The organism is Cellulosimicrobium sp. SH8 (assembly GCF_025818875.1).
GTDB lineage: Bacteria > Actinomycetota > Actinomycetes > Actinomycetales > Cellulomonadaceae > Cellulosimicrobium > Cellulosimicrobium cellulans_D.
In genome coordinates this window covers 570,426-582,650 of sequence record NZ_JAMXMH010000001.1, presented here as the reverse complement: position 1 = coordinate 582,650, position 12,225 = coordinate 570,426, and the positions used below count along the sequence as shown (strand labels likewise).

The window sequence follows — 12,225 nt, the reverse complement described above, 5'->3', positions numbered from 1 at the left end:
AGCAGACCGGCGGCGGATCCCCGGCGTCTCGGATCACGGACACGTCGGCGAGCGCCCGGGCGGAACGCTAGACACCTCCTGACCAGCCAACCGTTTTGGGGGATTTGATGAGAAAGATCATGACTACGGTCCTGTCCGCGACGCTCGTCCTGGGCGTCACGCTCGGAGCAGCCGGCCCTGCGGGCGCGGCGATCAGCTACCCGTCCGTCGGGGGCCGGTGGGACCACGGTGCGGACACCAAGGACGTCTGGTCGCACTACTACCACCCCAGCCTGATCCACAAGTCCTCGACCTACGGGCAGAACGGCCTGCGCAGCTCGGGCTGGTTCCGGGCGAACACCACGTCCTACCAGTGGGACGAGGTCCGACTGTTCGGGAACAAGGCGTACTACGACGTCGCGTAGCACCCGGCAGGGTGCCGTCGGCCGTCGTCGACGGCACCCTGGCCCGTCACCGTTCACCGCACCACGCCCGAGGAGAACCTTGACTCCGCACCCGTTCGTCCGTCTCTCGGGCACAGCCCTCGTCGCCGTGACGTCGCTCCTCGTCGCGGGCTGCGGCCCGACCGGGTCGTCGGCGGACGCCGTCGACGTCCCGCCGTTCGACGGGCCGTACGCGGCCGAGTTCGCCGCGTTCTACGCCGACAGCCAGTCCGAGTTCGCCCGTCAGGCGATCGCCGACGAAGAGATCACGGACGCGGAGTACGCGGAGATGGAGCAGAAGTTCCGCACGTGCCTCGAGGGAGAGGGCGTGACGTTCTCCGGCTTCGAGCCCGACGGCTCGTACGAGGCCTCACCCCTCCCCGGTGGCGGCGACCCGTACGAGGTGGTGAAGGCCTGCGAGCGGGAGTCGGGCGCCGACACCGTCGGAGCCCTGCACGACATCATGGCGCAGAACCCGCAGAACCTCGACGTCCCCACGATCATGGCCGAGTGCCTGGTCGGCAAGGGGGTCGCGCCCGCCGGCTACTCGGCGGACGACTACCTCGCCGACATGGAGGGCCGGTTCTCCGACCTCGCTGCTCTGACGACCGAGGTCCGGGACGCACTGACGACGTGCTCGAGCGACCCGCTCGGCCTGGCCGGTGAGTGAGCGCCCCAGCCCTGCCAAGGCGGGCCTGTGGGCGGTCGGCGCCCTGACGCTCGTCGCCGTCGGGACCGCTCTCGGTGCCGCATGGACGTCCCCGGCCGTCCCGGTACCGCTCCGGTCACCGAGCCCGGTCACGAGCTTCCCGGTCCAGAGCGCGACCTTCGACGACGTGCGCTCTGTCCGGCTCGAGGTCTCCCGCGGCGAGGAGTCCGCCCTGACGTCTCCCGGTTCCGGCCTCGTCACCCGCTTCGACTGCCGCCCCGGTACGACGCTCGAGTCCGGCACCGCGCCCCTCTGGCTCGACGACGCGCCCGTCGTCGTGCTCGCGACCACCCTTCCCCTGTGGCGAGACCTTCCCGTGGGCGCGCAGGGCAACGACGTGCGAGCGCTCCAGGAGGAGCTGACGCGCCTGGGGCACACGGTCGAGGTGACCGGCACGCTCGGCACGAAGACGCTGCGGGCCGTCGAGGACCTCCTCGACGGCCTCGGCGATCCCACGCCCCTCACGTCCGTCTCGCGCGAGCGCTTCCTCTGGATCCCCGCGCCCTCGGTCGTCGTGGCGGGATGCTCGGTCTCGACGGGCGGTCCGCTCGAGGCGGGTGCCGAGATCGTCACCACGCCCGGCACGCTCACGAGCGTCGCCCTGCGTGACGACGCACCGTCCGACCTCGTCGCCGGCGCGCGCACGCTCCGGGTCGACGGGGTCGACGTCGCGATCGAGCCGCAGAGCCCGATCACCGACCCGGGGCTCCTCTCCCAGCTCGACGCGGCACCCTCGCTCCAACAGGTCGGCACGGGGGACGAGGCCCCCGTCGGCCAGCTGCGGCTGGCGCAACCGGTCGACGTGTCGGTCGTCCCACCCTCAGCGGTGCTCACGGCGCCGGACGGCACGACGTGCGTGACCACGGACGACGTGCCCCACCCGCTGCGAGTCGTGGGGTCCGAGCTCGGGCAGACGTTCGTCCTGTTCGACGACGCACCGCCCACCACCGTGGACACCTCGCCCCGACGGGACGCCCCGTGCGCGTGACGACGACCGGCCTCGGGCACCACTTCCCCGGGCGACCATGGCTCTTCCGCGGGCTCGAGCTCGACCTTCGGCCAGGTCGCACGTACGCGCTCACCGGCCCGTCGGGGTCGGGCAAGAGCACCCTGCTCGGCCTGCTCGCCGGGTGGGAGACTCCCCGCGCGGGTGCCGTCCACCGAGACGGCGTCGGGCGCACCGGCTGGGTGTTCCAGAACCCTCACGGGACGCCCCGGCGCACGGCGCTCGATCACGTCGTCCTCCCCCTGCTCGTGCGCGGCCTGCGCCCGCAGGAGGCTGAGCGTCGATCCGTCGAGCTCCTGGGCAGGTTCGGGCTGGAGGGCGTCGCGCAGCAACAGTTCCGCCGCCTCTCGGGAGGCGAGGCACAGCGTCTGATGCTGGCACGAGCCATCGCGTCCGAACCCGGGCTCCTGCTCGTCGACGAGCCGACCGCGCAGCTCGACCTGCCGACCGCCCGCACCGTCAACGAGTCACTCGGCGCCCTGCGCTCGCCCGGGACGATCATCGTCGTCGCGACCCACGACGCCGCGACCCGGGACTCGTGCTCGGACCACGTCGACCTGACGCTCCACGCCGCCGCATGAGGCTGCGCTCGATCCTCCGCGAGACGTGGCGCAACACCTCCAGCGGGACGGCGAGGTCCGTCACCCTGGCGCTGGTGCTGACCGGCCTGGTGGTGATCGCGTCGAGCGCCGAGATCTCGACCGTGGCGGCGCTCGAGCGACAGGCCGCGGCCTTCCGGGCCGCTGGCGCCTCGGTCCTCACCATCTCGGCGCCGGGCCGGGTCGACGGCGCGCGGTGCGAGTCGCTGCGCGACCTGCCCGGCGTGCACGCCGCCGGTGCGCTCACCCTCCGGCCCGGCGAGTCCGTCGCCGCCGTCGCGCTGCCGGGTGCGCCCATGCCCGTCGCGGACGCGAGCCCGGGGTTCGCGTCCGTGGTCGGCGCCACGACCGACGGTGGACCGGGGCTGATCCTGGCCGCCGACGCCGCCACGACGCTCGGCACCACCGTCGGCGACCGCCTCGCGACGACGACCGGGGCGTCCCGCCTGGCGGGCACCTACGTCTACCCGCGCGACGGACGACGCGACGGCTACGGGTACCTCGCCGTCGGCGTCACCGGGACCGACGCACCGTTCGACGAGTGCTGGGTCGAGGCGTGGCCGCTGACCACGGACCTGAACCCCCTGCTCTTCACGGTGCTCCGGCCCGGCGGTGACGCCGACGACGTCCCCCAGGTGCAGCAGCTCAACCCCACCCTGGGTGCCGAGTTCGACGGTGCCGGCCTGTACCGAGAGCGCGTCACCCGGTTCGGGGGGCTCCTCGTCGGGCTGGTCGCCGCCGTGGTCGCGTTCGTCGCCGTCCGTGCTCGGCGGGTGGAGCTCGCCACGGCGCTCCACGACGGGATGCGACGACGCGACCTGTGGACGATCGTGGCGCTGGAGTCGACGCTCTGGACGGCTCCGGCGACGGCGGTCGGGATGGCGCTCTCGCTCGCCTGGTTCGGCCGCGACGGTGACCTGCTGGTCGGAGCGGTGCTCGGCACGCGCGTGGTCCTGTCCGTGCTGCTCGGTGGCGCGACAGGCGTTGTCGTCGCGCTGGTGACGACGCGCGAGAAGCACCTGTTCGCCTACGCGAAGGACCGATGACCGCTCCCGGGCCGCACACACAACCTACGCAACCGTAGGTTACGGTGGCGTAGTGAACACTCTGGCGACGAGGCCGTGGACCGACCGCTACGCCCCCGGCGTCCCGACGGACGTCGAGGTCCCCGACGAGCCGGTCACGGCCGCCCTCTACCGCGCGGCCGAGCGCTGGCCCGACCGCGTCGCGGTCGACTTCTTCGGCGCGACCACGACCTACGCCCGGCTCGTCGCGCAGGTCGAGCGCGCCGCGAGCGCCCTGCACGACCTGGGCGTGCGCCACGGCGACCGCGTCGCGCTCGTGCTGCCCAACGGCACGTCGCACGTCGTCGCGTTCTACGCCGTCCAGCGTCTCGGTGCCGTCGTCGTCGAGCACAACCCCACCTACACCGCCGACGAGCTCGCCCACCAGCTCGCCGACTCCGGGGCGAGCGTCGCCGTCGTGTGGACCAAGACCGTCCCTGCCGTGCTCGAGGCCCGCGCGCACACGCCGGGCCTGCGCACCGTCGTCGGCCTCGACATCGCGCGCGACCTGCCCCGCGGGAGCCGCCTCGCGCTCCGCCTGCCCGTCGCCCGCGCCCGGGCCCAGCGCGACGCGCTGCGCGGCCCCGTGCCCGCCGGCGTCCCCGACTGGCACGACCTCGTGCGCCGGGCACGTGCTCTCCCGCCGGCGCTCCCCCACCCGGGCGCCGACGACGTCGCGCTCCTCCAGTACACCGGCGGCACCACGGGCACCCCCAAGGGCGCGGTGCTCACGCACCGCAACCTCGTCGCGAACGTCGAGCAGGGCCAGGCGTGGGCGACGTTCGAGGAGGGCGCCGAGACCGTCTACGGCGTGCTGCCCTTCTTCCACGCGTTCGGGCTGACGTTCTGCCTCACGCTCCCCGCGCGCATCGGCGCGACGCTCGTCGCGTTCCCCAAGTTCGACCCCCAGGCGTTCGTCGCCGCGCAGGCGCGCCGCCCCGCGACGTTCCTGCCGGGCGTCGCGCCCATGTTCGACCGCATCGTCACCGCGGCGGACGCGGCACCGGGCGCGGGCGGCGACCTCACCTCGATCCGCCTCGCGTTCGCGGGCGCCATGCCGATCACCGCCGAGACCGCGCGGCGGTGGGAGGACGCGACGGGCGGGCTGCTCATCGAGGGCTACGGCATGACCGAGACCTCCCCGATCTCGCTCGGCAACCCCTGCTCGGACGACCGCCGCCCCGGCACGCTCGGCCTCCCCTTCCCCAGCACCGAGATCCGCGTGGTCGACGCCGACGCGCTCGACGCCGGGAACCTGCGCGACGCCGACCCCGAGCCCACCGACGACCCCGCCGCGCCGCGCACCGTGCGCGGCGAGCTGCTCGTCCGCGGCCCGCAGGTGTTCCGCGGCTACTGGAACCGCCCCGAGGAGACCGCGCACCAGCTCCTCGACGACGGCTGGCTGCGCACCGGCGACGTCGTCCGGGTCGCGCTCGACGGCCCCGACGCCGGCCTCGTCACGCTCGTCGACCGCATCAAGGAGATGATCGTCACCGGCGGGTTCAAGGTGTACCCCTCCCAGGTGGAGGACCACCTGCGCGGGATGCCCGGCGTCCGCGACGTCGCGGTCGTCGGCGTCCCGGGCAGCGGCTCCGACGAGCACGTCGCCGCCGTCGTCGTGCTCGACGACGCGGACGATGCCGCCTCGCCCCCGCGCGTCGACCTCGCGGCCGTGCGCGAGTGGGGCGAGAAGCGCCTGGCCCGCTACGCCCTGCCCCGCACGCTCGCCGTCGTGCCGGAGCTGCCGCGCTCCCAGATCGGCAAGGTCCTGCGCCGCGTCGTCCGCGAGGACCTCCTGGGCCGCGACGACGTCGAGCACCACCGAGCCTGACACCCCGCCCCGACCCGCCAACTGCCGAGGGAGAACCCTGGTCCGCCGAGGGAGAACCGTGGTCCCCCGAAGGAGAACCCAGGTCGTGCGGGGCCTGCGGTCGCCCGGGCGAGCAAGGACCAGGGTGAGACGACGTCGGTCGGGGTGGGTGGTGGTGCCGCGTCGTGGCGGGCCTGGCGGGAGCCGCGAGGAACGAGCGGCGGATGGTAGACGCGGCACCACCACCCACCCCGACCACCCCACCCGACCACACGCCGTCGAGCACAGGAACCACGGCTCTACCTCGCGCAACCACGGCTCTACCTCGGCAGACCACGACCGGCCGTTCGGCGCGGGGGCGGGGTTCGCCGTAACCTGGCAGACGTCGTCGGCGACGTCCGCGACGCAGGCGGGCGGGCACCGGCGCTCTCCCACCCCGTCGCCCCGAGGAGGCCCCGTGCCCGAGCCCGTCACCGCTGCGCCTGGTCCGGCAGACACCGACCCGGTGCCGCACGTCGTGGTGGTCGGCGCCGGGTTCGCCGGTCTCGCCGTCGTCAAGGGGCTCGCGAAGGCACCCGTGCGTGTGACGCTCGTGGACCGGCGCGTCTACAACACGTTCCAGCCGCTGCTCTACCAGGTCGCGACGGGCGGCCTGAACCCGGGCGACGTCACCTACTTCCTGCGCGGGCTGCGGCTCCAGCAGAAGAACGTGCGGGTCGTGCACGAGCACCTCGTCGGCATCGACCACGAGGGTCGGCGCATCCGCCTGCTCAACGACGAGTGGGTCGACTACGACTACCTCGTCGTCGCGAACGGCGTCACGGCCAACTTCTTCGGCACCCCGGGCGCCAAGGAGAACTCGTTCCCCATGTACTCGCGGTCCCAGGCGATGAAGATCCGCGACACCCTGTTCATCCGGCTCGAGAAGGCGGCGGCGAACCCCGGGACCGACGAGGGGCTGCGCGTCGTCGTCGTGGGCGGCGGCGCGACGGGCGTCGAGGTCGCGGGGGCGCTCGCCGAGCTGCGCACCGCGGGTCTGCGCCCCGCCTACCCGGAGATCCACGGCGACGCGTTCGAGGTGAAGATCGTCCAGCGCGGCGGCGAGGTGCTCAAGTCCTTCCACCCGAGGCTGCGCCGGTACGCGGCCGACGAGCTGCGCCGCCGCGGCGTCGGTCTGCACCTGGGGGCCGGGGTCGCCGAGGTGCTGCCGGACGCCGTCGTGCTCACGGACGGGACGCGCATCCGCTCCGACCTCACGGTCTGGTCGGCGGGCGTCCACCCGCACGAGGAGGTCGACGACTGGGGCCTGCCGCGCGGGGAGGGCGGGCGCGTCGTCGTCGGCGACGACCTGCAGGTCGAGGGCCTGCCGGGCGTGTTCGCGGCCGGCGATATCGCTGTCTCACCGGCCGGGCTGCCGCAGCTCGCGCAGCCCGCGATCCAGGCGGGCGCGCAGGTCGCGCGCAACATCGAGGCGCTGCTCGCCGGGCGCCCGACGACGTCCCTGCGGTACTTCGACAAGGGCACCATGGCGGTGATCGGGCGGCGCGCGGCGATCGCGGAGGTGGTGGGCAGGCTGCGGCTCACGCGCGGCGTCGCGTGGCTCGCGTGGTTGTTCGTCCACATCATGGGGCTCATCGGGCCGCGGAACCGGCTGACGACGCTCGCCGGCCTGGTCACGCGCTACGGGTTCCCGTTCCATCGCCGCCCGATCCCCATCGTCGGCGACGTCCCGACCGTCCGGCCGCCCAAGCGCACCGCTCCGGGTCGCGGCTGAGGCCCGCTCCAGGATCACCCGCCCTCGACGCCTTCCCCGGCCGCCGCCTCCACGACTCTCACGTACCCTCGAAGACGCAGGGAAGTTCGCAGGGGCAACCGGGGGCACGTGTGGTGGCAGGACGAACGACGGCACCGTCGACGACGACGGGCCGGACGCAGAAGGACATCTCGCAGCAGCGCGGAGCGCATCGCGAGGCTCGCTCGGGCGTGACGGTGCCGCGACGCGCGCGCGTCGTCGTGCTCGCCGCGGTGGCCGTGGCGGCGCTGGCCGGGTGCCGCGCCGAGGCCCTGGCCGGCGGTCCCGGGACGCCGACACCGTCGCCGACCGCGATCCCGACCGCGACGCCCACCACGGGCCCCACGACCGAGCCCACCGAGGAGCCCACCGGCTCCCCGACCACCGGGCCGGGAGGCCCGGTCCCGCCCGGCGGGTCCGACGGTGTCGAGGTCTCGGTCGAGATCGGGCCCGCGTTCCCGATGCCGAACCTCGTGGAGACCAGGCTCAAGCAGGCGCGCGCGGACCTCGAGAAGCGCGGCGCCGCGAGCGTCGTCGTGGTCGACGCGCGCGACCCGGGCGCGGGCACCCTGCCGGGTGCGTCGAACGGCTGGACGGTGTGCGCCCAGGATCCTGCGGGCGGAGACCTCCTCCGAGGGTCGGCGACCGTGACGCTCGCCGCGGCGCCCAACGCCCGGCAGTGCCCCTGACGCTTCCCGCGCCCTGACGCCGTCCCGGGTGGCGGCGTCGGCCTCGGGAGAGCACGGTGGGATCCTCACCGCGAGATCGGCCTGACCGTCTCGAGGTCGGCCTCCCGGGGTCGATCTCGGCCGCTCGGGCCGATCTCGACGCCAGCAGACAGGAGTCCGCCGCATGAAGATCGCCCTCGTCGGTGCCCACGGCAAGGTGGGCCGGCTGCTCGTCCCGATCCTCGTCGACCACGGCGCCGACGTGACCGGGATCGTGCGCGCCGAGGAACAGCTCCCGCTCGTCCGCCGCCTGGGCGGCGAGCCGCTCCTGCTCGACCTCGAGCACTCCTCCGTCGACGAGCTCACCGCCGCGCTCGGCGGGTTCGACGCCGTCGTCTGGTCCGCCGGAGCGGGCGGCGGGAGCCCGGAGCGCACCTACGCCGTCGACCGCGACGCCGCGGGCCGCTCGATGGACGCCGCCGCGGCGGCCGGGGCGGGTCGATACGTCATGGTGTCGTGGATCGGGTCCGTGCCCGACCACGGCGTCGACCCCGACTCGAGCTTCTTCGCCTACGCGGACGCCAAGCTCGCCGCCGACGACCACCTGCGCGGCACCGACCTCGACTGGACCATCCTCGGGCCGGGCACGCTCACCGACGACGACCCGACCGGTGCGATCCGCGTCGTCGGGGACGGCGCCGACGGGCTCGAGGGCGCCGACGACGTCCCGAGCGGCGCGGCCTCGCAGGTCTCGCGCGCGGACGTCGCGATGGTCGTCGCGCAGGCCGTGCGCACCCCCGCGACGGTCGGCCGCTTCGTCCGCTTCACCGCGGGCGACACGCCGATCCTCGAGGCGCTCGACCGGTAGCCGTCAGCGCCCGAGGCGCCGGTCCACGCGCTCGCGCAGGTCGAGCGCCGTGCGGCGCCACGTCGCCGCGCGCGCCACGACCGACCCGACGCTCGTGTCCTCCGCCCGCACGTGCACGACCTCGACCCCGCGCTCCGCGGCCGTGCGGACGATCGTGTCCGTCGCGCCGCGCAGCGCGAGCTGGAGCAGGACGGACGTCGTGCTCGCCTGCGCCTCGCCCGTCCCGAACCGCCGCCGGTAGACGACCTGCGTCACCACCCGGTCGAACATCGGGTCCGGCCGCGCGTCCGCGTCGGCCGCGTCCGCGTCGCCGTCGGGCTGGTCCGCGCCGCCGTCGGGCTGGTCCGCGTCACCTCCCTCGGCGCCGGTCGCCCCGACGAGAGCGCGCGCGTCGGCGACGACGTCGTCGCCGTCCACGTCCGGCGGCAGCACGGCGAGGTAGAGCGAGAGCAGCAGCTCGCTGATCTTGCGCAGCACCCACGCGCGGCCGGGCAGCGGGGGCAACGCCACGACGTACTGCGCGAGGTTCACCTCCAGCGCCTCGGCCGAGAGGCACGTCCACGCGGGCGCGGTGCGCACCTCGACGACGCGCTCCCAGTCCACGTCCTTGCCGTCGAGCCCCACCCGCCGGGGCCCGATCGTCACGGCGCCGAACCGGTCGAGCAGCGCGAGCGGCGCCGTCGCGAACCGCGGCACGTACGGGACGAGCCGCACGACCCCCTGGACCGACACGTCCCACTCCCGCTCGAGCGGGTACGACGGCCGGGGATAGGCGGCGATCGCGCGCCGCACCCACTCCGCGACGACCTCGTCGAACGCACCACCGTCCGCAGCGTCGTCGAGCGGACCGCCGTCCGCGGCGTCGACCACGACACCGTCGCCCGCGAGCGCCTCGACGAGCGCGTCCTCCAGCGCGGTGTCGAGGTCAGGTTCGGGAGCCGCCTCGGACGCCGGGTCGGCGTCGTCGCGCCGCGCACGACGGCCGGGGAGCGAGACGGGCAGCGAGAACGACGGCCGCGGAAGCGTGGGTCGCGGCACCGCGGGGAGGCTGGGCACGCGCAGGAGGCGCTTCTCGCCGAGCAGCCGCGCGAGCGTGCTGCGCTCGTCGCCCGACGTCATGCCCGGCAGGTCGGGCCCGTCGCCCGGCTCGTCGTCCGTCGTCGAGAGGAACGGTTCCTTCGCCACGTGACCCCCTGTCCGTCGCGCCTCCCGACGGCGCGCCGCGGGCCAGCGTAGCCCCGGCGGGACCCACCCCGCCGACGCGTCGCGGCGCACGCCGCGCGACCGCGGACGCGGACGCGGACGCGGACGCGGACGGGGCCGCCCTCCCGTGGAGGACGGCCCCGCCGTCGTGCGACGCGCGCTGCGTCAGCCGCAGGCGATCGCGTCGTACGCGACGTCGTACGTCTGCGAATGGTTCTCGCCGCCGCCCGCGAGACGCGCGACGACGCTCACGGTGCCGGCGTCGACCGACGCCGACCGGGTGGAGAACGACTGGTACGCGTTCGCGTCGGGAGCCACCTGGCCGAACGCCCGCTGACCGAACGGCGTGACGAGGCGCAGCGAGACGGGCTCGTCCTCGCCGTTGGTCGCGCGGACGGCGACGTACGCCTTGCCGTTCAGGCACCGCGCCTCCGCCTCGATCGCGTCGACGCGCGGGTTGCCCACGCCGTTGATCGCGAACGTGTCCTCGGACAGAGCCGCCACCGCGTGGCCGATCGCGCGCGACATGATGTCGAGCGCGGTCGCGTCGACGTTGTCGATCGTGTCGGCCGGCGAGTGGTAGTTCGGGTCGTAGAAGATGCCCTCGGTGCCGCCGAACAGCGCGACCTCCTCGGCCGTCTTCGAGCCGTCCGCCCCGGTGAACAGGCCCGACGCCGGGATCCCGTTCTCGATGAACGCCTGGTAGTCGGAGCGACCCGAGAACTCGGTGTCGACCCACGCCTGGTCGATGCCGTCGAAGTAGTCGGTGAACACCGCCTCGGTCTCGGCCGAGCCCGGCGGCACCTCGACGGGCGCGGGGTACGTCGACTCGTTCGCGTCGTACACGCCGATGATGTAGTTCGGCGAGCCGACCATGTCGAAGTTGAGGTAGGTCGCGATGTCGTCGAGCGCCGCGGGGTCGTTCTCGACGAGGTCGCTCACGTAGTGGGTCGAGCCGCGCAGCCCGACCTCCTCCGCGCCCCACCACGCGAACCGCACGGCGTTCTGGACGTCCTGGCCACCGTCGGTCGCGGCGGCGAGCTGGACCGCGACCTCGAGGATCGCGGCCGACCCGGAACCGTTGTCGTTGATGCCCGGCCCGTCCTCGACGCCGTCGAGGTGCGCGCCGACCATGACGACGTTGTGGTCACGACCGCCCGGGGTCTGCGCGAGCACGTTGAACGTCTCGAACTCCTCGACGTGCGTCTGCAGGTCGTAGGTCGCGACCGGCTCGGCACCGCCCGCGATCGCCGCGAGGATCTCCTGCCCGGCCGCCTGCGTGATGCCGACGGTCGGGGCCCACTCGTCGCTCGCCGCGCCGAGGGTCGGGTTCAGTGCCCCGTCGGTGTTGTTGTACAGGATCACGGCGGCGGCGCCGGCCTGCGCGGCGTGCAGCGCCTTGTCCGCGAACGGGCACGAGCCGCGGCTGATCAGCGCGACGGCGCCCTCCACAGCGACCCCGTCCCAGGTGTCGGCGGTGCAGCCCTGGACCAGCGCGTCGGCGGGCTGGACGATCGGGCCCGTAACGCCGTCGTCCGGGGTGTCGGGCGCGAACTCGGCGGGGTACACGTCCGACGTCACCGCGACGCCGGCCGCGGTGAGGGACAGGTCGTCGGTGACCAGGTCCTCGAACGTGAAGTACTGGCGCTCGGGCTCGTAGCCCGCGGCCCGCAGGGCGTCCTCGACGTAGACGGCGCTCGCCTCGTAGCCGGGCGTCTCCATCGCGCGGTTGCCGCCGTTGGCGTCCGCGATGTCCTGGAAGTCCTGGAGCCGCTGCATGACCGCGTCGCCGGTGACGAGGTCCTCGAGCGGGGGCGGTGCGTCGGCGGCACGCAGGCCGCCTGCGGGTGCGGCGTCGAGCGGCTGGGCGCCGACGGGTACAGCGGTCAGTGCCGCGAGCACGAGGCTCGCGGCGGCGGCAGACGGGACGATCGTTCGTGGTCTCACGCATCCTCCTCGACAGTGGCCCCCGCCGACCGACCCCGGTCGTGTCGGGGTCCGGCCGAGTCGCACACGAGACGCGACGCTGCGAAGGCTCGTGTGCTCGCGAGCGTAGGCCCACGGGGCCCGGCGCGAAACCCCTG

The 12,225-nt window shown here is 74.3% G+C and carries 11 protein-coding genes; 9 read left to right on the top strand and 2 right to left on the bottom strand.

Annotated elements, in window-relative coordinates; translation table 11 throughout:
- The first annotated feature begins 119 nt into the window (after positions 1-119).
- The 9 genes from NF338_RS02515 (at position 120) to NF338_RS02475 (ending at position 8,938) form a co-directional block, all read left to right on the top strand.
- Positions 120-404, top strand: a complete 285-nt coding sequence (locus tag NF338_RS02515; protein ID WP_264029336.1) for a lactococcin 972 family bacteriocin — start codon at positions 120-122, stop codon at positions 402-404.
- A 79-nt stretch (positions 405-483) separates the two neighbouring features.
- A complete protein-coding gene (locus NF338_RS02510) occupies positions 484-1,092 on the top strand; it encodes a hypothetical protein (RefSeq protein ID WP_264029335.1) in 609 nt (202 codons plus the stop codon).
- The gene (locus NF338_RS02505) at positions 1,085-2,119 is read left to right on the top strand and encodes a peptidoglycan-binding domain-containing protein (RefSeq protein ID WP_264029334.1); all 1,035 of its coding nucleotides are present in this window, start codon (positions 1,085-1,087) and stop codon (positions 2,117-2,119) included. Before NF338_RS02510 ends, NF338_RS02505 begins: the two co-directional genes overlap by 8 nt.
- Positions 2,116-2,718, top strand: a complete 603-nt coding sequence (locus NF338_RS02500) for an ABC transporter ATP-binding protein (RefSeq protein ID WP_264029333.1) — start codon at positions 2,116-2,118, stop codon at positions 2,716-2,718. Before NF338_RS02505 ends, NF338_RS02500 begins: the two co-directional genes overlap by 4 nt.
- Positions 2,715-3,782 (top strand): hypothetical protein, encoded by a 1,068-nt coding sequence (locus NF338_RS02495; RefSeq protein ID WP_264029332.1) that lies wholly within the window; start codon positions 2,715-2,717, stop codon positions 3,780-3,782. The genes NF338_RS02500 and NF338_RS02495 overlap by 4 nt, the downstream gene beginning before the upstream one ends.
- A gap of 52 nt (positions 3,783-3,834) precedes the next feature.
- The gene (locus tag NF338_RS02490; RefSeq protein WP_264029331.1) at positions 3,835-5,631 is read left to right on the top strand and encodes an AMP-binding protein; all 1,797 of its coding nucleotides are present in this window, start codon (positions 3,835-3,837) and stop codon (positions 5,629-5,631) included.
- 436 nt (positions 5,632-6,067) lie between these two features.
- A complete protein-coding gene (locus NF338_RS02485; RefSeq protein WP_264029330.1) occupies positions 6,068-7,384 on the top strand; it encodes an NAD(P)/FAD-dependent oxidoreductase in 1,317 nt (438 codons plus the stop codon).
- Between the two features lie 209 nt (positions 7,385-7,593).
- The gene (locus tag NF338_RS02480; protein WP_264029329.1) at positions 7,594-8,091 is read left to right on the top strand and encodes a hypothetical protein; all 498 of its coding nucleotides are present in this window, start codon (positions 7,594-7,596) and stop codon (positions 8,089-8,091) included.
- A 163-nt stretch (positions 8,092-8,254) separates the two neighbouring features.
- Positions 8,255-8,938 (top strand): SDR family oxidoreductase, encoded by a 684-nt coding sequence (locus NF338_RS02475; protein ID WP_264029328.1) that lies wholly within the window; start codon positions 8,255-8,257, stop codon positions 8,936-8,938.
- A 3-nt stretch (positions 8,939-8,941) separates the two neighbouring features.
- On the opposite strand, the gene NF338_RS02470 is transcribed toward NF338_RS02475, so the two are convergent.
- Positions 8,942-10,123 carry a hypothetical protein gene (locus tag NF338_RS02470; protein ID WP_264029327.1) on the bottom strand — a complete coding sequence of 394 codons (1,182 nt, stop codon included), beginning with the start codon at positions 10,121-10,123 and terminating at the stop codon, positions 8,942-8,944.
- A 183-nt stretch (positions 10,124-10,306) separates the two neighbouring features.
- The gene (locus tag NF338_RS02465) at positions 10,307-12,088 is read right to left on the bottom strand and encodes a M20/M25/M40 family metallo-hydrolase (RefSeq protein WP_264029326.1); all 1,782 of its coding nucleotides are present in this window, start codon (positions 12,086-12,088) and stop codon (positions 10,307-10,309) included.
- Positions 12,089-12,225: the final 137 nt, after the last annotated feature.

Excerpts from the sequence above, each read along its gene's own strand:
- NF338_RS02515 (WP_264029336.1), top strand. The coding sequence starts at position 120 with ATGACTACGGTCCTGTCCGCGACGCTCGTCCTGGGCGTCACGCTCGGA.
- NF338_RS02495 (WP_264029332.1), top strand. The coding sequence starts at position 2,715 with ATGAGGCTGCGCTCGATCCTCCGCGAGACGTGGCGCAACACCTCCAGC.
- NF338_RS02475 (WP_264029328.1), top strand. The coding sequence starts at position 8,255 with ATGAAGATCGCCCTCGTCGGTGCCCACGGCAAGGTGGGCCGGCTGCTC.